12 protein-coding genes and 1 pseudogene are annotated in these 22,814 nt (G+C 67.3%); 8 read left to right on the top strand and 5 right to left on the bottom strand.

All coding sequences use genetic code 11. The features are described from left to right. Positions 1-31 precede the first annotated feature (31 nt). Complete coding sequence (locus tag KY49_RS32645) at positions 32-1,162, top strand: ATP-binding protein (RefSeq protein WP_042588383.1); 1,131 nt, start codon at positions 32-34, stop codon at positions 1,160-1,162. 25 nt (positions 1,163-1,187) lie between these two features. Here KY49_RS32645 and KY49_RS32640 read toward each other — a convergent pair whose 3' ends face one another. After that, positions 1,188-3,578 carry a patatin-like phospholipase family protein gene (locus tag KY49_RS32640; RefSeq protein WP_042588382.1) on the bottom strand — a complete coding sequence of 797 codons (2,391 nt, stop codon included), beginning with the start codon at positions 3,576-3,578 and terminating at the stop codon, positions 1,188-1,190. A 257-nt stretch (positions 3,579-3,835) separates the two neighbouring features. On the opposite strand from KY49_RS32640, the gene KY49_RS32635 reads away from it, so the two are divergent. The 4 genes from KY49_RS32635 to KY49_RS32620 all read left to right on the top strand — a co-directional run bounded on the left by KY49_RS32635 (position 3,836) and on the right by KY49_RS32620 (position 13,146). Further along, the gene (locus KY49_RS32635) at positions 3,836-4,870 is read left to right on the top strand and encodes a rod shape-determining protein (RefSeq protein ID WP_042588381.1); all 1,035 of its coding nucleotides are present in this window, start codon (positions 3,836-3,838) and stop codon (positions 4,868-4,870) included. A gap of 756 nt (positions 4,871-5,626) precedes the next feature. Beyond that, positions 5,627-10,399 carry an autotransporter domain-containing protein gene (locus KY49_RS32630; RefSeq protein ID WP_042588380.1) on the top strand — a complete coding sequence of 1,591 codons (4,773 nt, stop codon included), beginning with the start codon at positions 5,627-5,629 and terminating at the stop codon, positions 10,397-10,399. A 169-nt stretch (positions 10,400-10,568) separates the two neighbouring features. After that, a complete protein-coding gene (locus tag KY49_RS32625) occupies positions 10,569-12,788 on the top strand; it encodes an amylo-alpha-1,6-glucosidase (RefSeq protein WP_042588379.1) in 2,220 nt (739 codons plus the stop codon). Between the two features lie 106 nt (positions 12,789-12,894). Continuing rightward, complete coding sequence (locus KY49_RS32620; RefSeq protein WP_010089816.1) at positions 12,895-13,146, top strand: hypothetical protein; 252 nt, start codon at positions 12,895-12,897, stop codon at positions 13,144-13,146. A gap of 507 nt (positions 13,147-13,653) precedes the next feature. On the opposite strand, the gene penR is transcribed toward KY49_RS32620, so the two are convergent. Beyond that, on the bottom strand, positions 13,654-14,544 hold the full coding sequence (penR, locus tag KY49_RS32615) for a beta-lactamase transcriptional regulator PenR (RefSeq protein ID WP_042588378.1): 891 nt from the start codon (positions 14,542-14,544) through the stop codon (positions 13,654-13,656). Positions 14,545-14,658: 114 nt separating this feature from the next. Here penR and blaPEN-bcc point away from each other — a divergent pair, with 114 nt between their 5' ends. After that, complete coding sequence (gene blaPEN-bcc / locus KY49_RS32610) at positions 14,659-15,552, top strand: PEN family class A beta-lactamase, Bcc-type (protein ID WP_042588377.1); 894 nt, start codon at positions 14,659-14,661, stop codon at positions 15,550-15,552. A gap of 481 nt (positions 15,553-16,033) precedes the next feature. Here the strand turns inward: blaPEN-bcc and KY49_RS39390 are convergent. Further along, positions 16,034-16,237 (bottom strand): annotated as a pseudogene (locus tag KY49_RS39390) (hypothetical protein). A gap of 480 nt (positions 16,238-16,717) precedes the next feature. On the opposite strand from KY49_RS39390, the gene KY49_RS32600 reads away from it, so the two are divergent. Beyond that, positions 16,718-19,471 carry a T6SS effector BTH_I2691 family protein gene (locus KY49_RS32600; RefSeq protein ID WP_331456584.1) on the top strand — a complete coding sequence of 918 codons (2,754 nt, stop codon included), beginning with the start codon at positions 16,718-16,720 and terminating at the stop codon, positions 19,469-19,471. Then, positions 19,468-20,535, top strand: a complete 1,068-nt coding sequence (locus KY49_RS38920; RefSeq protein ID WP_231636609.1) for a DUF6708 domain-containing protein — start codon at positions 19,468-19,470, stop codon at positions 20,533-20,535. Before KY49_RS32600 ends, KY49_RS38920 begins: the two co-directional genes overlap by 4 nt. A gap of 222 nt (positions 20,536-20,757) precedes the next feature. Here the strand turns inward: KY49_RS38920 and KY49_RS32590 are convergent, their stop codons facing one another. Both KY49_RS32590 and KY49_RS32585 read right to left on the bottom strand, forming a co-directional pair. Then, positions 20,758-22,128, bottom strand: a complete 1,371-nt coding sequence (locus tag KY49_RS32590; protein WP_042588376.1) for a sensor histidine kinase — start codon at positions 22,126-22,128, stop codon at positions 20,758-20,760. Then, positions 22,125-22,787, bottom strand: coding sequence for a response regulator (locus tag KY49_RS32585; protein WP_042588375.1), 663 nt, complete (start codon positions 22,785-22,787; stop codon positions 22,125-22,127). The genes KY49_RS32590 and KY49_RS32585 overlap by 4 nt, the downstream gene beginning before the upstream one ends. Between the last annotated feature and the right edge of the window lie 27 nt (positions 22,788-22,814).

The raw sequence follows: 22,814 nt of genomic DNA, 5'->3' as shown, positions 1-22,814 counted from the left end.
CGTCCGCCCCACCCGATAGCCGAGATCCGCGATGATCAAACGACCCGCCGCGCATCCCGATGCGCCCCGCCTGTCGCCGCTGCGCTACGTCAGATGGCGCTGGATGCATTTCCGCCGCGCGTGGACCGACACGCGCGCCGACCGCATCCCGAGCTGGTCGCGCCTGTACGTGCGCACCTACCTGCATCTGCTCGGCCTCGTGCTGCTGACGGCGCTCGTGCCGGCGCTCGCGCTGTGCGTGGTGCTGTCGCCGCACCTCGTGTGGCATGCGTTCGACGCGCTGCCGGGCGACGTGTGGCTCGTGCTCGCGTTCGTGTTCGCCGCGCCCGCGCTTGCCGCGTACCGCTGGATGCGGCCGGTGTGGTCGGACCTCGTGATGGTGCGCGAGCGCGCGATCGACTTCACGGGCGGGCGCTTCAACACGCGCGCGCGCGAATCGCACAGCGTGATCATCGGCCCGCTCGCGCGCACGCTGAACGCGCTCGCGATGCGGATGGAGCGCCTGATCGCCGCACAGCGCGACCTCACGAACGGGATTTCGCACGAGCTGCGCACGCCGCTCGCGCGCGTGCGCTTCGCGCTCGAGATCCTGCGCGAGCCCGGCTCGGCGGCCGAATACGAGAGCGCGCTCGACGGCATCGCGCAGGACGTCACCGAGCTCGACGAGCTGATCGACATGAGCCTGACCTACGCGCGGCTCGAATACAGTTCGCTGCAGTCGAACCTCGAGCCGACGGCGCTGGCAGCATGGCTCGAGCATCAGGTCAACGACGCCGCGCTGCTGTATCCGGAGAAGACGATCGAGACGCGCATCGCGATCGCGACCGACGTGCGCGTGGAGATGGACCGGCGGCTGATGTCGTACGCGATGCGCAACCTGCTGCGCAACGCGAGCAAGTACGCGCGTTCGCGCATCGTGGTCGGCATCGCGATCGACCACGGCAACATCGGCATCTACGTCGAGGACGACGGCCCCGGCGTGCCGGAATCCGAGCGCGAGCGGATCTTCGAAGCGTTCGTGCGGCTCGACCGGCGCACCGGCGGCTACGGCCTCGGCCTCGCAATCACGCGGCAGGTGCTGCAGGCGCACAACGGCCGGATCGCGGTGGTCGATCCGGCCGAACTCGGCGGCGCGCGCTTCGAAATCAGCTGGCCCGCGTGACCGGCGCGGCCGGCCGCGCGGCGCATCAATACGTGCGGCCGAGCTGCAGGTAGATGTTGCGCCGGCCGCCCGGCGCGAGCGCGACACCCATGTACAGCGGGCCGAACGCGGTCGTCAGGCTGGTGAAGAACGTGTAGCTCTGCTTCAGCGCGCCGCCGCCGATTCTCGCGCCGCCCGCCCACACGTTGCCGACCTCCGCGCTCGCACCGACGAAGAGCGCCTTGACGGGCGACGAACTGAACGTCGCCAGCTGGTTCATGTAGGTGATCTGCCCGTAGACGAGCGAATCGCCGTTCAGCTGGTCGGCCGCATAGGCCGCCAGGTGCTGGAACCCGCCGAGCGTGAAGTTGAACGCGTTGATCAGGTTCGTGCCGCCGATGCTCTTGCCGCCCTCGACGCCCGCGCTGACGCTGTGCCGGCCGAACTGCTGCGCGACCATCAGCTTGCCGTACAGCTCGGTGTAGGGCGCGTCGGTGATCCTGGAATCGACCGTATCCGACGACGCGCCGTTGCGCGACATCAGCGAGCGTTCGACGCGGAATTCGGCGAAGTAGCCCTTGCGCGGGAACATCGGATCGTCGAGCTGGTCGATCACGAGCCGCGCACGGGCCGACAGCGCGTCCGCGGAGTAGCTGGGGAACAGCAGCGCCGTCTGACCGGTCACGTCGGAGTCGAGCAGCTGCAGCGGCAGGTTGTAGGTGGGCGAACCGTGGCTGTGCGTATACGCGAGGCCGATCCGGAAATCGCCGAGCCGCCCGATCGGCACGCCGAAGTCGATGCCGGCGCGCGCCGTCTGGATCATGTACTGCGTGACCTTCACGTCGCCGGTATCGTCGTACAGGTTCGCGTAGCGGCGCTGGTATTCGGCGTAGGGCGCGATGTAAGCGCCGTACTTCACCGACAGCGGCTGGCGCAGCTCGACGTGCACCGCGTTCAGGTCGCTGCCGACCGTCGCGTCCGTGCGGAACTCGAGACCGGACTCGGTGAGCCACGGGCGCCGGTAGCCGACGTGCAGCCGGAACCCGCCCTGGTCGGTCGAGCTGCTCGACATGCCGAGGCCGAACAGCAGGAAATTCGGACCCCAATATTTTTCGCGCGCATCGATCACGAGCCGGTTCTCGTCGCCGTTACTGACGACCTGCTGCGTGACGCTCTCGAAATTGCCGCCCGTCGTGAGCGTCAGCAGGTCCCGGCTGACCGCCTTCGGGTCGTAGGTGTCGCCGGGCTTCACGTGCAGCGCGTCCCTGACGACCCGCTGCGGCACGCCGCCGTTGGTCCGGATCTCGATGTCGGTGATCCGGATCGCCGGCGGCTGCGGCTGCGTGTGCGCCGCACGGTAGGCGGCATACTGCTGCGGCGTGAGCGCGTAGCGCTTCAGGCGCGGCAGCGCCGCGGTCGCGGCGGCCGCGCCGGCGGCGATCGCCTCGTTCGCCTTCTGGAAGTCGGTGAACGTGAGCGTGCCGAGCTCGGGCGTGAGCAGCACGTCCTGCGGCGCGAGCTGCTTGCGTTGCGCCGCCACGTTCTGGCGGATCAGGATGCCGACCATCTGCTGCGCCACGTCGGCGGGCGACGCGAGCGCGTCGAGCGGGCGCAGCTGCGAGCCGATGTCGACCGCGATCACGACGTCCGCGCCCATCTGCCGCGCGCTATCGACGGGCAGGTTCCTGACGAGGCCGCCGTCCACCAGCGCCCGGTCGTTGATCTCGGCGGGCGCGAACAGGCCCGGCATCGCCATGCTCGCGCGGATCGCGAGCGGCAGCGAGCCGTGATCGAGCACCACCATCTGCCCGGTCTGCAGGTCGGTCGCGATCGCGCGATACGGAATCGGCAGCTTGTCGAACGGCTGGTTGATCGGCACGGCGGCGGTCCAGTCGGCGAGCAGCGCCTGCAGCCGGTTGCCCTGCACGATCCCCGCCGGCGCCTTCACGCCCTTGCCGCTGAAGCCGAGCGTCGCGCCGTTCGCGTACAGCCGCTCGTCCTCGCGGCGGCTCTGCGGCAGGTCCGCGCGCTCGGTCGCGTCGAACGCGATGTCGGCGAGATTCGTTTCCGACAGGCGCTTCTGCATCTCGGCGGCGGCCATCCCGCTCGCATACAGGCCGCCGACCACGGCGCCCATGCTGGTGGCCGCGATGCAGTCGATGGGGATGCGGTTGTCCTCGAGCACCTTCAGCACGCCGAGATGCGCGTAGCCGCGCGCGCCGCCGCCGGACAGCACGAGGCCGACCGCCGGCCGGCCATCGGGGCCGCCGTCGGGACGGCAGGCGTGCGAAGTATTCGGGAGCGCGGCGGCGTCGGGCGCAGCGGACGCGCCGGCGGCCGGCGCGGGTTGCGCGATGGCGGCGCAGCACCACAGGGCGGCGAGCATCGGGCCGAGGCGGCGCACCTCCCGCCAGCGGTAAGAATCGGGCGCTGTCATCGTGATAAGCAGGCGTGATGGGCGTCGGAAGCCTGCCGGAAGCAGGCAAAACCGAGAGATTAACGTGTTTTGCGGGGTCGGAGCGAGGGCCTGAACCCGTTACCGGACGCCGTCGGCGCGCCGCAAACGATATCGTCGCGAAAAAATCACGAGAATTGTCTAAAGTGCCGGCATAATTTGCCGCTAAGTCGGGGATGGGCCGGCACGCGCCGTGCGTCGCCGGAAACGTTTTTTTCCCCGCTCGTAAAGGTTTGCTCATGTCGACACCGCTGTTCGGAAAGCTGTTCGCGCATCCCGTCGCGATCGATCCGGGTACCGCGACCACGCGGATCTACACGCACGACCGGGGCGTCGTGCTGAACCAGCCGTCGGTCATCTGTTACCGCAAGCCGGGCGGCGCGGTTGCGCGGCAGACGCTCGAGGCGGTCGGCGAACGCGCGAAGGCGCTGCTCGGTCGCGAGCCCATCCATCTCGAGGCGGTGCGGCCGCTGCAGCACGGCGTGATCGCCGACGCGCAAGCAGCCGAGCAGATGATCCGCCACTTCATCGACATGTCGCGCACGCGCTCGCGGTTCGGCCGGCGCGTCGAGGTCGCGCTGTGCGTGCCGTCGAGCGCGACGGCCGTCGAGCGGCATGCGTTGTCCGAGGCGGCGCTCGCGGCGGGCGCGGCGAGCGTCACGCTGGTCGACGAGGCGCTCGCCGCCGCGTTCGGCGCGGGCCTGCCGGTGACCGACGCGATCGGCTCGCTCGTCGTCGATATCGGCGGCGGCACGACGGAGGTCGCGGTGGTGGCGCTGGGCGGCGTCGTCTATCGCGAGGCGATTCGCATCGGGGGCGAGCAGTTCGACGCGGCGATCATCAGCCATGTCCGCGCGCTGTACGGCGTGCAGCTCGGCGAGCAGACCGCCGAGCACGTGAAGAAGACGATCGGCACGGCGAGCGCCGGCGTGCCGCGCGAAACGATGCGGGTGGTGGGGCGCAGCGCCGTCGACGGCCTGCCGCGCACGATCGAGCTCAGCAATCACGACGTCGCCGATGCGCTCGCCGCGCCGCTGAACGCGGTGGTGAGCGCGGTCAAGCGCACGCTCGAGAACGCGCCGCCCGAGCTCGTCACCGACATCGCGGACGGCGGCATCGTGCTGACGGGCGGCGGCTCGCTGCTCGCGAACCTCGGCAAGCGGCTGCGCGACGAGACCGGGCTCGCGGCGCGGGTCGCCGATGATCCGCTGACCTGCGCGGTCCGCGGCGCGGCGGCGGCGATGGGCCGCGTGCCGATGCGCGCCGCGGCCTGACGCGCGGCGCGTTCCGCTTCCTTCCTTTCTTTCTTCCTTCCGTTCTTTCCGCGCGACCCGGCTTCCGGTGCTCGCGCCGCCGGCGTCGGCCGGCGATCTCCATTTCTCGTCCACCGGCTTCCCGCCGCTTCCTGAATCCGTGTCGGCCGCGGCGACAGCAGATTCCATGCCATCCGATTCAAGCGAATCGAAAGCGGAAATGATCCAGGTCAAATTGAATGGATGTAGTCGATTTTGATGCGGTGCATCGCGATGCTTATTCTGGAGGTATTTAATAATTCGATGGGCATTGATTTCTTGCGCTGCAAGAATTCAGAAAATAGTTCAATCAATCGAGTTTTGAAATTCTTCCATTTTCCTGTTGAAGCCGGAGCGCAGCGCCGAGCAAGGCCTGTAGGTACGGGGAAATCATGTGCGGGAAAATACCGACGTATTCTAATTTTCACGCCGATAACGACATATCGTTTGGCAAATCGGGCCTCTTTGATATACCTTGTCTGACAATTAGCAGGCAGTCATCAAATCAACCAGAACGTCGCTGCCAGAGGGCCACCATCATGTCATTCGGCTAACACCGCTTCTCGCGCTTACGGGCTGATTTTCCGCATTGCAACCTGAATGAATCCGACTCCACTCCGGAGCATCGGAGGGGCCTCGTTCGTCCTGCGTTTTCGCTTGCCGCGGTAGCCCGCAATTTTCGTTTCGCGCCGTCGATTCGTTTCGTGCCGTCCGTTTCCGACTGAGGGAGAGAAAAGCATGAGCAGCGTGCGTTCGAGAAAAACCAGAGAGCCGTTTCCGCGATTCCTGCTGCCGACGGGCGTTGGCCTCGCGCTCATGGGCGCGGGCATCATTCCGGCGCATGCGACCTGTTCCACGGCAGGCACCACCGTGACCTGCTCGGGCGTCGCCAACCCGCTCGCGCCGAGCTATGCGAACAGCGCGAACAACCTCAACGTGACCGTCAACCCCGGCGCGAGCGTCGGCGTGCTGCTCGGCGTCGGCGGCACGGCGATGTCGCTGACGGGCAACAACAATCACCTGACCAACAACGGCACGATCGACCCGTCGGCGCTCGGTTCGGGGCTCGGCGTGCTGTCGAGCGGCGCGGTGGTCGGCAACGCGTCGGCGAGCAGCACCACCGTCACCAACAACGGCACGATGAACGGCTCGACCGGCGTGGCGATCAGCGGCGTGACGGGCATGGCGCTGTCGGTCCAGAACGGCACGGGCGGCACGTCGACCATCACGAACACCGGCACGATCGGCTCGAACCCGTTGGTCGGCGCGACGCTGAGCGGCGCGGATGCGCCCGTGGTCGCCGCGTACGGCGGCGGCAGGGTCGTCATGACGAACAGCGGCACGATCAACGGCCGCGTGTCGTTCGGCTCGAACGGCACGCCGGGGCAGGGCAATACGTTTACCAACTCGGGCACGATCAACGGCGGCGTGTCGATGGGCGCGAACAGCAACAACACGTTCACCGCGGTCACCGGCTCGTCGGTCAACGCGGCGGGCGGCACCGGGGGCGCGTTCAACATCACGGTCGGCCCGAACACGCTCAACGTCGCGGCGACGGGCATCGTCGACGGCGGCGCGGGCGGCGACAACACGCTCAACCTGCAGCAGGGGACGTCGGCGAACGGCACGATCGCGGTCAACAACTACATCAACTTCAATCACTTGGACGTCCAGTCCGGCAACTGGACGATCAATGGCGCGTCCACCGCGCAGGACGCGACGCTGGGGGGCGGCGTCGCGATCATCAACAACAATGCGTCGCTCGGCACGGGCACCATCACGGCTACCGGCGGTGCGCTGCAGGCCGGCACGGCCGGGCTCAACGTCGCCAACGACGTGACGCTCGGCGTCGGCGGGCTGACGGTGCAGGGCTCGACCGGACTCACGCTGTCGGGCACGGTGTCGGGCGACGGCGCGTTGACGAAAAACGACGGCGGCACGCTGACGCTGACGGGCGCGAACAACTTCACGGGCGGCACGAACCTGAACGGCGGCGGCCTGGTGGTCGGCAACAACACGGCGCTCGGCACCGGCGCGGTGAACGTCAATGCGCCGGCGTCACTCGACTCGAGCGCGAACGTGACGCTCGCCAACACGATCAATCTCGCCAACAGCTCGACGCTGACGCTCGGCGGCAGCAACGCCCTCGGGCTGAGCGGGGGCATCACCGGCGGGGGCGGTCTCGTGAAGAACGGCGCGGCGACGGTGACGCTGACGGGCACGAACAGCTACACGGGCGACACGACGATCAATGCCGGCACGCTGGCGATCGGCGCGGGCGGCAGCCTGTCGGCGACCGGCACGGTGAACCTGGCGAACGCGGGCGCCGTGTTCGACATCGCCGCAGGCGGCGCGCAGACGATCGGCGCGTTGACGGGCGCGGCCGGCACGAACGTCAACCTCGGCGGCAGCACGCTGACGCTGGGCGGCAGCGGCAGCGCGACGTACAACGGCGCGATCGGCGGCACCGGCGGCCTGACGCTGACCGGCACCGGCACGCAGACGCTGAACGGCGCGAGCAACTACACGGGCGGCACGAACCTGAACGGCGGCACCCTGATACTCGGCAACAACGCGGCGCTCGGCTCCGGCGCGCTGAACGTCGGCGGCGCCGCGACGCTCGACACGAACACGAGCCTGTCGCTCAACAACGCGGTCAACCTCGGCACCGGCGCGGCGCTGACGCTCGGCGGCAGCAATGCCCTCGGGCTGAGCGGCCCGATTTCCGGCGCGGGCGGTCTCGTGAAGAACGGCACGGCGACGACGACGCTGACCGGTGCGAACACCTACACGGGCACCACGACGATCAACGCCGGCACGCTGGCGCTCGGCGACGGCGGCAGTTTCGCGTCGACCAGCGCGGTGAACCTTGCCGCCGCGGGCGCGGCGCTCGACCTGAGCGGCACGACGGGCGCGCAGTCGCTCGGCGCGCTGTCGGGCGTCGCGGGGACGACCGTCAATCTGGGCGGCAACGCGCTGACGCTGGGCGGGACCGCCAGCGGCACCTTCGGCGGCACGATCAGCGGCGCCGGCAGCCTGACGCTGGCCGGCACCGGCACGCAGACGCTGACCGGCGTGAACGTGTACACGGGCGGCACGAACCTGAACGGCGGCACCGTGGTGCTCGGCAACAACGGGGCGCTCGGCAACGGCGCGATGAACGTCGGCGGCGCGGCGACGCTCGATACGACCACGAGCATGACGCTCGGCAACGCGGTCAACCTCGGGACGGGCGCGTCGCTGGCGCTCGGCGGCAGCAACGCGCTCGCGCTGAGCGGCACGATTTCCGGCGGAGGCGGTCTCGTCAAGAACGGTGCGGCGACGACGACGCTGACGGGCGCGAACAACTACACCGGCGGCACGACGATCAATGCCGGCACGCTCGCGCTCGGCGAGGGCGGCAGCCTGGCATCGACGGGCGCGGTGAACCTCGCCGGCACCGGCGCCACCTTCGACGTGAGCGGCGCGACGGGCGCGCAGACGATCGGCGCGCTGTCCGGCGTGGCCGGCACCAACGTGAACCTGGGCGCCAACGCGCTGGCGCTGAACGGCAACGGCGCCGCGTTCGGCGGCACGATTGCCGGCACGGGCGGCGTCACGGTGGCGAGCGGCACGCAGGTGCTGACCGGCAGCAACACGTACACGGGCGGCACCACGATCGCGGCCGGCGGCACGCTGCAGCTCGGCAACGGCGGCACGTCGGGCAGCGTCGCGGGCGACATCACCAACAACGGCGCGCTCGTCTTCAACCAGTCCGGCAACGTGACGGTCGCCAGCATCCTTTCCGGCACCGGCTCGCTCACGCAGGCGGGCAGCGGCCAACTGACGCTCACCGGCACGAGCACGCTGTCCGGGCCCACGACGGTCGGGGCCGGCACGCTGGCCGTCAACGGCTCGCTGGCCGCATCGACCGTGACCGTGCAGGGCGGCGGGACGGTGACGGGCACCGGCACGATCGGCGGCCTCGTCGTCGCGAGCGGCGGCACCGCGTCGCTGTCGCAGCCGGGGCAGGCGCTGAACGTCGCAGGCAACGTGACGTTCCAGCCGGGCTCGACGATGCAGGTCGCCATGACGCCGCAGCAAAGCGGCAGCCTCGCGGCGACGGGCAGCGCGACGCTGAACGGCGGCAACGTGCAGGTGATCGCGAGCCAGGCGTCGTACCAGGCAGGCACGCAGTACACGATCATGAGCGCGGGCGGCGGCGTCCAGGGGCAGTTCGCGGGCGTGAGCTCGACCTATGCGTTCGTGACGCCGACGCTCAGCTATGACCCGAATCACGTGTACCTGCAGCTGTCGTCGAACGGCACGTCGTTCATGTCGGTCGCGACCACGCCGAACGAGGTGGCGGTCGCCCAGGCGATCAGCTCGCTGAAGGCAGGCAATGCGGTGTACGACTCGGTGCTCGTCGCGGACGCGCCCACCGCGCGCACCGCGTTCCGGCAACTCGACGGCGAGTTCTACGCGAGCACGAAGAGCATGCTGATGACCGACAGCCGTTACGTGCGCGATGCGGTGTCGGACCGCGTGCGCCAGGGGCTCGCGGCGGGGTCGGGACCGCTCGCGGCGCTGTCGTCGGGCGGCTCGGCGCTGTGCGACGACACGGGCACCGCCGCGGCGCGCGACAACGCGCTGCCGCCCGAGCGGCGGCTCGGCTCGCACGCCGGCTGCGTCAGCAACGTGCCGTATCGGCCGGTCGTGTGGGGGCAGGGCTTCGGCGGCCGCAGCCGGCTCGCCGGCGACGGCAACGCGGCGACGATCAACCGCAGCATGACGGGCTTCATCGCCGGCGCGGACATGGCGCTCGACGACCGCACGCGCGTCGGCCTCGCGGCCAGCGTCACGCACGGCTCGCTCGACAACGACCAGGCGTCGTCGGCGTCGCTGAACAGCTACTCGGTCGTGCTGTACGGCGGCGCGCAGTTCGACGCGCTCGGCGTGCGCGGCGGCGCGGCCTATACGTGGCACCGGATCAACGCCGACCGCCATCCGTCGTACGCGGGCTTCAGCGACAGCAACTCGGCCAGGTACGACGCGAACACCGCGCAGGTGTTCGGCGAGGTCGGCTACGCGATTCCGGTCGGGCGCTTCGCGCTCGAGCCGTTCGCGGGGCTCGCTTACGTGCGCCTGCATACCAACGCCTATACGGAAAGCGGCGGCGCGGCCGCGCTGCGCACCGACGCGGACACGAGCCACGTCGGCTTCTCGACGCTCGGCGTGCGCGCGGCGACGGAGCTCGGCGTGCTCGCGAAGGGCACGTTGACCGCGCACACGACGGCCGGCTGGCGGCATGCGTTCGGCAACGTGCGGCCGACGTCGACGTTCGCGTTCGCGGCCGGCAGCACGTCGTTCCAGGTCGCGGGCGTGCCGATCGCGCGCGACAGCGCGGTGCTCGAGCTCGGGCTCGATGCGAGCGTCACGAAGAACCTGACGCTCGGCGTGTCGTACAGCGGCCAGTTCGGCAGCGGCGTGCGCGACAACGCGGTGCTCGGCAATATCCTGTGGAAGTTCTGACCCTGCGCTGACCCGCGCCTGGCGCGGCGTCGCGGGAGCGCGGCCCCGCACGGCATCGACGCCGTGCGGGGCCGCGGTTCGTGCGTCGCTGCGAACGCGGCGCAATCTGGCCTATCCTGTGCGGAACGAGCGACGCGCGCTGTGCGTGCTGCCCAACACAGGAGCATCGATGCCGAATCACGCCGACGAGACGACGACGCGCGCGCCGCAAGTCGCGCCCGTGCCCCCGACCCAGGCGTCGGGGCCCGCATTCATCGCGCCCGAGGCCGACCCGCAGGCGGACGCGCGCAACAACCAGTACGTGCTGAAGGCCGGCGACGCGTTCGTGGTCAGCGACGCGCTCGGCGACGTCAGCGGGCACGACGACGGCCTGTTCGTCGACGACATGCGCGTGCTGTCGAAATGGCGGCTGACCTTCGGCGGCCGCGCGCCGTCGCTGCTGTCGGGCGCGACCAGCGCCGACAACGCGTCGTTCACCGCGCACCTGACGAACCGGCCGCTGCCGCCGCTCGGCGGCCACGAGACGCCCGAAGGGGTGATCCACATCGAGCGGATGCGCGTGCTCGCGAACAACGTGCTGTACGAAGCGCTGACGTTGACGAACTACGGCGCGAGCGAGGCCGAGGTGCCGCTGTCGGTGTCGTTCGCCGCCGATTTCAAGGACATGTTCGAGGTGCGCGGCACGCACCGCGCGCGCCGCGGCACGATCGCTCAGCCGCGCATCGACGCGGGCGCGGTGCGGTTGCGCTACGACGGGCTCGATCGCGTCGAGCGCGCGGTGACGCTCAACTTCTCGCCGGCGCCCGACGCGCTGTCGGTCGACCGCGCCGATTACCGGCTGACGATCGCCGCGCAGGCGTGCGTGTCGATCTACCTGACCGTCGAGGCGACCGTCGGCGCGGCGCATGGAGAGACGCCCGGGTGCGGCCGCGCCGCATTGCGCACCGCACTCGTCGCGGTGCACCGCGCGATGCGCGCGCGGCGCGCGACGATGGCCCGCGTGCGCACCGGCAACCCGCTGTTCAACGCGTGGCTCGACCGTTCGCTCGCGGATCTCGGGCTGCTGACGACGCAGCTCGACACCGGGCCGTATCCGTATGCCGGCATTCCGTGGTTCTCGACGCCGTTCGGCCGCGACGCGGTGATCACGTCGCTGCAGATGCTGTGGCTGCAGCCGTCGCTCGCGCGCGGCGTGCTGCGTTTTCTGGCCGCGCATCAGGCGCGCGAGACGTCGGCATTCCGCGACGCCGAGCCGGGCAAGATCATGCACGAGTTCCGCAAGAGCGAGATGGCGGCGACGGGCGAGGTGCCGTTCGCGCTGTACTACGGCGGCGTCGACACGACGCCGCTGTTCGTCGTGCTGGCGGGCGCGTATGTCGAGCACACCGGCGACGACGCGCTGATCGACGAACTGTGGCCCGCGCTCGAACGCGCGATCCAGTGGGTGAGCGACAAGTGCGACCGCAATCCTTACGGACTCCTCGATTACCAGCGCACGTCGGAACGCGGGCTCGCGAACCAGGGCTGGAAGGACAGCCACGATTCGGTGTTCCATGCGGACGGTCGCTTTCCCGACGGGCCGATCGCGCTCGTCGAAGTGCAGGCGTATGCGTGCGCGGCGTTCGACGCGATGTCGGCGTGCTCGCAGCGGCGCGGCCATGCGGCCGACGCGACGCGCTATGCGCTGCGCGCGAGGACGCTGCGTGAGCAGGTGGAGGCGCTGTTCTGGATGCCCGACGCGAATTTCTACGGGATCGCGCTCGACGGTCGCGGCGAGCTGTGCCGCGTGCTCGCGTCGAACGCCGGGCATCTGCTCGCGTTCGGCCTGCCGGACCCGGCGCGCGGCGCGGCGGTCGCGGATGCGCTCGGCTCGACGCTGTTCCAGACCGGCTGGGGCGTGCGCACGCTGGCGGCCGGCCAGCCGCGCTTCAATCCGATGGCGTATCACAACGGCTCGGTGTGGCCGCACGACAATGCGCTCGCCGCGCGCGGGCTCGCGCGCTACGGCGACAAGGCCGCCGTGCTGAACCTGCTGCGTTCGCTGTTCGAGGCGGCGGTCAGCTTCGAGATGCGGCTGCCGGAACTGTTCTGCGGGTTCCCGCGCCGGCGCGGCGAGCCGCCGACCGCGTATCCGGTCGCGTGCCTGCCGCAGGCGTGGGCCGCCGGCGCGCCGTTCATGATGCTGCAGGCGTGCCTCGGCGTGAGCGTCGACGCCGCGCGTCACGAAGTGCGGGTCGAGCGGCCGGCGCTGCCGGAAGGCGTCGACTGGCTGCGGATCGACGATCTGCGGGTCGGCGACGACAGCGTGTCGCTGACGTTCCGGCGTGTCGACGGCCAGGTGGTCGCGGCGGCGGAGCCGGGGCGCGTGAAGGTCGTCGCGGTGCTGTAAGGGAAAGGCCAGCCGCTGCGCGCGAACGTTGCGCAATGTCGCGCCACGCTCGCGCGCAGCGGCATAGAATCGCGACATGACCCTCGAACATTCCCGGAGGCACACGATGACGACCGACAAGCGGCCCGACGACGGCGAGCAGAAGCTCGAGCATCTCGAAGCGGCGGTCAACCACCTGCACGAGTCGATCGAATCGCAGCGCATTGCCGTCGGCGCGGCGAAAGGCATTCTCTTCAGCCTGATCGAAACCCTGGGCGCGCTGATCGGCGACCCGGATCTGCCCGAGCATGCGCGCTCCGGCTACGAGGCGCTGCGCAACAAGGCGCGCGACCTGCGCGGCTCGCTCGACAAGCACTGAGCCCATCCGCGGCGGCGCGCTCGCGCCGCCGCACTTCCACGCGGTTGCCCGCCGCGCTGCACAATCGTGCACGCGCGACACAAAATGCCGTGCGCTCAATGAGTTAGGGGGCGCATGCGCAGGATATCCACAAGCTTGCCAACAAAATCTGTGGAGAACGCACGCGCCGCCGGCGCGGCGCGCGGCGATCCAGTCACGCGTGCCTCATGCTTGCCGCCCGGGCGGTGTCGGATCGAATTCCCTGTTGCGTCAAATACTTACGCGCCGCGTCAGCAGGATATCCACAGGCTTGCCAACAAAATCTGTGGACAAGTTGCGGGCAATTGCATCGCCGAGGTTGGCAATGCGGGGCCGCCGCGCACTCGTCGCGGCGCCGCGCGGGCGAGCTGCCCGATCCGTGCATCGCAACCGGAAATCGTGCGGGATCAATGAGTTAGGGGTCGGGTGCCCAGGATATCCACATCCTTGCCAACACAAACTGTGGACAAAGCGGGCGCCATCGCGCGATCACTCGACCGGCGCCGCGCCGGCCGCTTCGCTCGCGATCCAGTCGCGAAACAGCGTCATCGCCGGCGTGAGCGGCTTCGATTTCAGCGACGTGAGCCAGTAGCCGCCCGCCTGCACGTCGATGTCGAACGGCCGCGCGAGCAGGCCGAGCTGCAGCTCGCGCGTGAACATGCAGGCCGGCGCGAGCGCGACGCCCGCGCCCTGCATTGCCGCCTCGACCATCAGCCGCGACGAGTCGAACACGGGGCCGTTGACCGGCCACGGCTCGAGCTGCGCGGCCGCGAACCAGCCGAGCCATTCGTCGGTGCGGTACGAGCGCAGCTGCGTTTCGTTCGCGAGATCGCCGGGCTGCGCGACGCGCGCGGCGATCTCCGGCGCGCACAACGCGGTGAGCGGCGCATCGAGCAGCCGTTCATTGCGCGTCGCCGGCCAGTTGCCGACGCCGAAGCGGATCGCGAAATCGAGCCCCTCGGCCGCCAGGTCGACGACGTTGTTGTTGGTCCGCAGCCGCAGCTCGACGAACGGGTGGACGTCGCCGAATCGCTTCAGTCGCGGCATTAGCCAGCCTAGGGCAAACGTGCCGACGACCCCGATCGACAGCACCTCGTGGAAGCGCCCGCCGTCGAACTGCTTGAGCACCGTCTCGATGCGGCTGAACGCGTCGCTCAGCACGGGCAGCAGCGCGCGCCCCTCGTCGGTGAGCCCGAGCCCGCGCGGCAGGCGCGTGAACAGCATGCAGCCGAGCCGCTCCTCGAGCGCGCGAACTTGCTGGCTGACCGCGGCCTGGGTCACGCTCAGCTCGAGGCCGGCGCGCGTGAAGTTCAGGTGGCGCGCCGACGATTCGAATGCGCGCAACGCATTCAGTGGAAGGTGAGGACGGAGCGTTGTCATAAGAAATTCTTTTGTCAGCGCTCAATTATCGTTGCTTGTCAGACAAACGTAAAGCCGGGATATTGCGTGTCGCCGGGCCGGCATCCTGATCCCATCCACCACGAGACAAACGACATGACCTACTCATCGCAACGTCGAACCCTGCTGCTGGCCGCCGCGACGGCGCCGCTCGCGCTGACCCTGAGCGCGTGCGCGTCGCCGCTCGCGAATGCTTCTTCCGTGGGGGCGGCGAGCTCGCTCGCGGAACTCGAACGCGCCGCGGGCGGCCGCCTCGGCGTGCACGCGCTCGATACCGCGACCGGCCGGCGTGTGCAGCATCGCGCCGACGAGCGGTTTCCGTTCTGCAGCACGTTCAAGGCCATCCTGATTGCGGTGGTGCTCGCGGAGTCCGTCGCGCGTCCGGCGCTGTTCACGCAGCGCGTGACGTACCGGCAGGCCGATCTCCTGGAGTGGTCGCCGGTGACGGAGAAGCACGTGGACACGGGCATGACGGTCGGCGAGCTGTGCGAGGCGACGGCCCAGTACAGCGACAATGCAGCCGCGAACCTGCTGATGAAGCTGCTCGGCGGGCCGGCGGCGGTGACCGCGTTCGCACGCTCGATCAGCGACGATACGTTCCGGCTCGACCGTTGGGAACCCGAACTGAATACCGCGCTGCCGGGCGACGCGCGCGATACGACGACGCCCGCCGCGATGGCGGCGAGCCTGCGCGCACTGGCGCTCGGCGATGCGTTGCCGGCGCCGCAGCGTGCGCAGTTCGCGCAATGGCTGCGCGGCAACAAGACGGGCGACAAGCGGATTCGCGCGGGCGTGCCGACGGGATGGCAGGTCGGCGACAAGACCGGCACGGGCGACTACGGGACGACCAACGACATCGGCGTGCTCTGGCCGCCCGCACGCGGGCCGATCGTGCTGACCGTGTACTACACGCAGGCGCGCGCCGATGCGAAGAGGAAGGACGACGTGATCGCGGCGGCGACGCGCATCGCGATCGCGGCGCTCGGTTGAGTGAAGCGCGACGGGGGCGAGGCCGTGCCGCATGCGTGGCGCGCGTGCCGAAGTGTTGTGAGATCAACCACTTGCGTCACGCATGCTCAGGATATCCACACGCTTGCCAACAAAAACTGTGGACAAGCGGCCGGCTCAGGCCCGCATGCGTGGCATGTCGCGTGAACGGGCGGCGAGCGCATCGCGTCGATGCGCCACGTGCCTCATTCGCGACCGCGCGAGGAAAGTCTTTCGGATCAAATGCTTGATCGGAGTATGCGCAGGCTATCCACATGCTTGCCAACACAATCTGTGGATAAATACACGCGCCTGCGCATCGCGTCGCGTGCCTCTTTCGTAGCGATGCAACGAAAGCCTTTCGGATCAAGCGCTTGATCGCGGATTGCGCAGGCTATCCACATCGTTGCCAACAAAATCTGGGGAAAAGTCGGGCCGCACGCGATCGTGTGAAGCGACCGGCCGCTTCGCGATACGTCGACGGTCAGCTGCTCCGCTGATCGTCGACGGCCGGCCAGCGCGCGAACGCGAACACCCAAAGCATGACGAAGTTCGGGATCGGCACGATCATCGTCAGCACTCACCAGCCCGAGTGGCCGGTGCGCCGGACGATGCGGACATACGGATAGATACAGACGACGAAGACGACGAGTGCGACGAGCAACTTCAGCGCGCTGAAATGATGCATGGCTTTCCTCCTCGGATGAGTCAATCGTCGTTGTATCGCGGACCGTTGCATGTGCAGTGCGCCACCGGCAGATTGGCAGGGTGTGCATGGCATGCGTGATGTCTACGCGCCGTGTACATGGGCGTCAAGCCGCGTCGGCGCGTGCTCGTGCCGCATCGTTGGCATGCGTCGCAATTCGCCGTGCGATCAATGGCTTAGCGCACATTTGCGCAGGATATCCACAAAGCTGCCAACAAAAGCTGTGGGTAACCTGGGAATCAGCAGATCGCCTCATGTAGCACGCTGAACATCTCAAAAAAAGAACGATCGTGAACGATTGTTACGTTTTCGCCTGAAAGCAACAATTCACTTCAATCGCTGCGGCGGTCACTTCTCAAGTCTGCTTTTCTGCGGCTATCTTCTCCCCCGAACCTGCGATCACTGCATCGTCTACGGGCAAGGCCGTGCTCATGACGATTGCAAATCAAGCCGCCCTGGCGGATGTCGCCGCCGCGGACATGTCCTCACTCCCAACCTGAATCGACCACGTTCACATCCATGACCCTTCCTCCGTGCCCGTATTGTGAGAAGCAAGGTTTGCCGATACTGCTGACGCGGTACGGCATTGCGCCGGAAAAGACCTTCATGGCGAGGCCGGGCAAGCCGCCGGCTGGAAAGGCCGCTCCGAAGGCTGCTGCGACCGTTGGCGATCCGACGCCAGCGATTCCGCTGGGCAAGACCACCGAAGCTCATTACACCGTGCGCAGTCTGCGGGGTGGGTACGTGTACGTCTATTACGAGGTGAGCAAATCGTGGGAAGCCTACGCGGTCGATAACGAAGGGCGTCTGACGTCGGTTTCGCTGGACGGCTACATGCCGCCGCAGGCGTGGCCATTTCATGCGGCCTGCGCGAGAAACATGCAGAAGGTGGCCAATGCGTCGTTGCTCACCATTCTTGATCCTAAGACGGCCGGGAAGGTGTGGTTCGGCTTTTCCGACGCATGGTGGACGGCTGCCGTGCGCACGGACAACGAGTCGGAAAGCGTTCGCCGGCATCACATGCGCTGCATCGATGTAGGGGGCTGGTACAACGACAATCAGCCGGCCAAGGTGCCGGCCCATGCCAGTGCCATGACGAACGTCGATGCTGTCGTCGCCGACTACGCGATGTCCGGCGACGATTGCCGGCGCCTGTTCTTCTGGAGTCCTTTTCCGGGCTTGCGTCATGACGGGCTTCAGATACCCCGGGCGCATGCCCTGAAAGCCGAATCGCAGCGGCTCCTGAAAGACAAGGGGCTCGTCGTGGTGCTGGACGATCCTGTTGCGATCCTGCAGGAAATTTCGGCTTATATCGACAAACGCTGGTACAGCTTCATGTCGCAGAACGATGCGAAGGACCCTTTGCATCCCGGCGAGACGTGGCGTCGCAAATCCGCGTTGAGTTCGGCCTTGGACGTGCTCAAGCAGCGTGTCGAACGCGAAGCGGAAGCCAGCGTCTATGGCGATGCCAGGGCGGCGCACGAGAACATCGAATGGCTCGACGGCGGCGATGGGCGGCGCGTCTATAACGTGGCTTTGAGCTCGCCCGACTATCGCAAGCTCGCGCAGCCGATTCTCGATGAAAAGGTCAGTCAGGCCGATCTCGACATGGCGCGCAAGAAGCGATGGGGCGCTTATGCGAAGCTGTTCGATCCCGCGCAGCGGGAAGCCTTCGAAAAGCGCTATGAAGCCGCTTCGGCATTGTACGACGCCGAGTACACCGCGCCGCTCGCCAACGCGCATGCAGCGTGGCTGCGCAACGCGAAGCTGCATGCGGTGTTCGATCATCATTTTGACATGCATGACATCAACAGCGGTGTCGCGTTTTCGGGCGTGGCGCTGTCCTGCATGAGGGGAACCGGCGGGCTTGGCGCCTGCATGCAGGTTTATAGCGACTGGTACGAACAGCCGATCGACAGGAGTCCGATCTGGCGTGCCAAGCTTCTGAATCATCAGCCGTTGTTGCAGGCTGTGGACAGCGTGTCCGGTAGCGCCGACTCGCCTTTCACGAACGTCGACAACTGGATCAATCTCTCCGTCGTCTACAGCACCGCCGTCGAGAAGATCAAGGCGCGGGGCGCGGCGCTGAGCGCACCCGGCACGAGGGCGAATGCAATCGAGAGCGTCGATGTGTTGCCCGCGCTGCTCCAGGAGCTGGGTGTGCTTCCGATGACGCGCCTGACGAAAGGCGGCAAAGCGGGCACGGCCTTGCTGGCCACGCTCGGCATGCGTGCGGGTCATCCGGTGCGCTGGGTGCAGGTGGTCGGTACGCGGCGTGATTTCTTCATGAGCGTGATGGAGGTGATCCAGGCATCGCAAAAGAAACGCGGCATTTCGCTGGGGAATCTTCAGTATTCGCTCAAGGATCAATTGCGGATGTTCGGGATTGAAGGGGTTGCGCTGGACGAGAAGATCCAGTTCTGGACTGTCGTGTTCGATGAACAGGCGCAGCGTGATCTGGCAAACCAACGCGTGCCGCCTGCGCAGCGCGGCGATGCGCTGGGGAAGGCGTTGAAGGTCGTCACGGTCGAGGAGTTCAGGAAAAGCACGCTGGCCAGGACCGTTGAGTTTGCGACCCGTCCGGGAAGTCTCGCCGGAGTCGGTTTGTTGTTGTCCTGTTTGGGGCTGCAGCAGGCTGGCAGCGCCGACGCATCGATGAAACATCTTCAGACTCGTGCCGTCATGAAGATCGCCGCGTTGTATAGCGCAGGGGCGGGGAGTTTGCTCGAATTGGTGCGAGTGGGGGCCAAGGTGGTCAAGGAGGCCAAGGAGACACGGATTCCATTGTTGAGCCCGTGGCTGAGTGCGAGGTTGGGTGAGCGGGGATTCATGATTTGGGAGGGGTTGGGAGGGGTGGCGGTGGGCGTGGGAACGATCATTCTCGGGCTGATCGATTTGCAAAATGCAATTGAATCTGAAAAGCGGAAACAACCGGGCATGTTGGTTCTTTATGCGATTAATTCCGGTTCAGAATTTGCTGTAGGTGGCTACACCGCTGCTATCGGTGTTCGTCTCATTATTTGGCGGGTTGTTACGGGATTCAGTCCTGTCATCTTTTGGCTTACTGCGGTCATTTTTGTTGCAAGCATTATCATCGAAGTGGAAAAAGATCCGCCGGCAATGGATTGGGTGAGGCAATGTCTGTGGGGTAAGGAGAATAATTATAAAAGCGAGGCTGAGGAACTCGATAACTTTGATAAGGCATTGATTGGATGAACTCGTGGATGACATGGTTGCTGACGCGCAATTCCGACTTGGTGATGTCAGGGCGTTATATGCGCGAGCCGGCGTGGACGCCAAGCGAGCAGTTCAAGAAAACTCGGCTTGATCAGAGGCAATGCTCATCTAACGAGCCTTGCACCCTCGGTGGCGTCATCGAGTTCAACGAAACCTATATGGATGTTGTTGACTGGTCGTATCAAAAAGTCGGGCCTTTTGAGGTGATTTTGACTTTTTTATTGTTAGCCTTTCCATATGGTGTGGCTAGAATTGCATGGATATTTTTTTCGGATCCATGGCCAGATGATGTGTACGTTGGGGGGCTTCTTGCCACGATCTTCGTAATTGTGTTGGGTATGCTGCATGTAATTTGGTTTGGGTGTGTGGCATTTAATGTCTTTACCGGTTTCACTCATTACCCTGTTCGTCTGGATCGCAAGAACAAGATGGTTCATGTGTTTCGCCGTAACGGTGCAGGAGGGGTAAGCAGCTATCGCTGGCGCGATATCACCTTCGGCATGAGAGGTGGAGGTGCCTTGCAACGCAGTTTCGCTGCGGGTGCGATGCACGGCTATGTGCGATGTCCCGATGGCAGCTACGACTACTTCCGTTTGGGTGTGATATGGCCAACCGACGAGGGCATGCGTGGACAGTGGGAGTACTACCGCCGCTATATGGAAGAAGGCCCGGATACGCTGCCGGAACCGGAAATCCTGCTGCCGATCGAGCGCAAGCGGGAATCGTTCCGTATGGGGGCGCAGCTGTGCTGGTTCTGGGCCGGCCCGATGCTTGGTCCGGCAATTTTCCTCGCACCGCTGACGGTTCCCGGCAGCCTGTTGCGCTGGTTCATCATGCACGTGACGCGCCGCTTGCCGCGCTGGCCGCAGCACGTTGTGGATGCCTGCCCGATCTCGCCGGACGACAAATATGCGTTCAAGCCGGCCCAGTCATTGAACGTATCGCTGGATCTCGCCTTCATCGTAACCGCGAGCGTGCTCGCACTCGATGCAACGCTGATCTACTGGTTCGTCAGCTGGTTGAGCCAACCCGGATATCACTGATACGAGGTCAAGGCAAATTACCCGACGCGGCATCCACTGGTACATCGCCGACGCGCCGTGGTTCACGTCGCGAAACAATCGCACGTGGTGCGCCGCTGCCGCGCGCCCGCCCTGCATCACGCATGCCAAAGCCCGCCGGATCAAGGGCTTAGCGCGGTGATGCGCAGGATATCCACAAGCTTGCCAACAAAATCTGTGGACAAGCCGGGCATCGCGACGGCTTCAGGCTGGTGCATTGAAACGCACCGTCACGGTGAGCCCGCGTCCGCACGCGCTCGTGCCGAGCGTGACCGTCGCGCGATGCTGCTCGGCGATCCGCTTGACGATCGACAGGCCGAGCCCGCTGCCCGACGACGTCGCCGCCTGCGCGCCGGCGCCGCGATAGAACCGCTCCCACACGTCCGCGCGCTCCGCTTCCGGAATGCCGGGGCCGTCGTCCGACACTTCGAGCACGGGCGTCGCGCCGTCGACGCGCGCGCTCACGTCGATGCAGGCGCCGTCGCCCGCATAGCGGATCGCGTTGTCGACGAGATTGTTCAGCAGCACGCGCAAGGTATCGGCGTTGCCGGCGACCGTGACGGGCGACGCGCCGATCGCGCCGAGGTCGACGCGATGCGCGTCGGCGACGCGCGCGCGATCCGCGACCACCGCGCGGCACAGCGCGGCGAGATCGACCGGCGCGAACGCGGCCGTCTGCGCGTCCGGCTCGATGCGGGCGAGCGTCAGCAACTGTTCGGCGAGATGGCCGAGCCGCGTCGTCCCGGCGTGGATCTGCGCGAGGATGCGCTCGCGTTCGTCGGGCGTCGCCGCGCGCCGCAGCAACTGCGACTGGATCGACAGGCCCATGATCGGCGTGCGCAGCTCGTGCGCGGCGTCGGCGATGAAATGCCGCTGCAGCGTGAACGAGCGGTCCAGGCGGGCGAGCAGGTCGTTGATCGCTTCGGCGAGCGGCCGCACCTCGTTCGGCATCGACGCGACGTCCACCGGTTCGAGATTGTTGGCATTGCGGCGCTTGAGGCCGGCGGCGATCAGGCGCAGCGGCCGCAGCCCCGCACCGATGCCGAACCACAGCCCGATCGCCAGCACGGGCAGCATCGACAGCACCGGCCACAGCAGATGCACGGCGATGCCGGCGATCGCTTCCCAGCGCGCGTGGCGGGCCTGCGCGACGCGAATCGTCGTGCCGCCGCGTTCGGTCACATAGGTGCGCCACGACTGGCCGCCGACGTCGACGCTCGCGATGCCGGCCTGCGCCGGCGGCGGCAGCGTCAGATCGCGGTCGGTCGAATAGACGAGCGTGCCGTTGCGCCACACCTGCAGCAGCACCGCGTCGGGATCGTCGGCCTTGAAGCGGTGCTTGCCGCGGGCGTCGCCGCTGAACGACAGCTCGCCGTTCGGGCCGACGACGATTTGTTTCGTCATGCTGCGCATCTGGTCGTCGAGCAGGTCGTCGAGTTCGCGCAGCGCGCCCCAGTAGGTGCCCGCGCTCGCGAGCAGGCCGATCACGCAGGCGGCGGGCAGCAGCCAGAACAGCAGGCGCCGCCGCAGCGATGCGCCGCTCCAGCGCATGAGCGCGCGCCGCAGGCCCGTCATGCCGCGTCACCGATCCGGTAGCCGACGCCGCGCACCGTGCGGATCATGTCGTGACCGAGCTTCTTGCGCAGGTTGTGGATGTGCACCTGCACCGCGTTGCTTTCGATTTCCTCGCCCCAGCTGTACAGGCGCTCCTCGAACTGCTCGCGGGAAATCACCGCGCCCGGCTCGCGCATCAGCTCGTGCAGCAGCACGAATTCCTTCGGCGACAGCGTCACTTCGGCGTCGTCGAGCCAGACGAGGTGCTTGACGGGATCGAGCCGCAGCGGGCCGACCGCGAGCGTGGTCTGCGCGCGCCCGGCGTGACGCCGGTTGACCGCGCGGATGCGCGCGAGCAGCTCCTCGAGCGCGAACGGCTTCACGAGGTAATCGTCCGCGCCGCTGTCGAGCCCGGCGATGCGCTCGGACAGGCCGTCGCGCGCGGTGATGACGATCGCCGGCAGGTTCTCGTCGCGGCGGCGCAGCGCGGCGAGCACCGACAGGCCGTCGCGGTTGGGCAGGCCGAGGTCGAGCAGCAGCAGGCCGTAGCCGGTGGTGCGCAGCGCGAGCGACGCGGCGTCGCCGTCCTTCACCCAGTCGACCGCGAAGCCTTCCTGCTTCAGACCGTGTTCGAGCCCGCTGCCGATCAGCGGATCGTCTTCGACGAGCAGTACGCGCATGGGTTCGTGTCTCTCCGTGAGGGCGCA

Origin of the sequence: Burkholderia sp. MSHR3999 (assembly GCF_000833595.1) — a bacterium.
Lineage (GTDB): Bacteria > Pseudomonadota > Gammaproteobacteria > Burkholderiales > Burkholderiaceae > Burkholderia > Burkholderia ubonensis.
The sequence above is the reverse complement of the archived record's forward strand: the minus strand, read 5'-3'. Positions and strand labels throughout refer to the sequence as shown.

Coding starts and splice junctions, on each gene's coding strand:
- KY49_RS32635 (WP_042588381.1), top strand. CDS start 3,836: ATGTCGACACCGCTGTTCGGAAAGCTGTTCGCGCATCCCGTCGCGATC.
- KY49_RS32585 (WP_042588375.1), bottom strand. CDS start 22,787: ATGCGCGTACTGCTCGTCGAAGACGATCCGCTGATCGGCAGCGGGCTC.
- KY49_RS32620 (WP_010089816.1), top strand. CDS start 12,895: ATGACGACCGACAAGCGGCCCGACGACGGCGAGCAGAAGCTCGAGCAT.
- KY49_RS32645 (WP_042588383.1), top strand. CDS start 32: ATGATCAAACGACCCGCCGCGCATCCCGATGCGCCCCGCCTGTCGCCG.
- penR (WP_042588378.1), bottom strand. CDS start 14,544: ATGACAACGCTCCGTCCTCACCTTCCACTGAATGCGTTGCGCGCATTC.
- KY49_RS38920 (WP_231636609.1), top strand. CDS start 19,468: ATGAACTCGTGGATGACATGGTTGCTGACGCGCAATTCCGACTTGGTG.
- KY49_RS32630 (WP_042588380.1), top strand. CDS start 5,627: ATGAGCAGCGTGCGTTCGAGAAAAACCAGAGAGCCGTTTCCGCGATTC.
- KY49_RS32640 (WP_042588382.1), bottom strand. CDS start 3,578: ATGACAGCGCCCGATTCTTACCGCTGGCGGGAGGTGCGCCGCCTCGGC.
- KY49_RS32625 (WP_042588379.1), top strand. CDS start 10,569: ATGCCGAATCACGCCGACGAGACGACGACGCGCGCGCCGCAAGTCGCG.
- KY49_RS32590 (WP_042588376.1), bottom strand. CDS start 22,128: ATGACGGGCCTGCGGCGCGCGCTCATGCGCTGGAGCGGCGCATCGCTG.
- blaPEN-bcc (WP_042588377.1), top strand. CDS start 14,659: ATGACCTACTCATCGCAACGTCGAACCCTGCTGCTGGCCGCCGCGACG.
- KY49_RS32600 (WP_331456584.1), top strand. CDS start 16,718: ATGTCGCCGCCGCGGACATGTCCTCACTCCCAACCTGAATCGACCACG.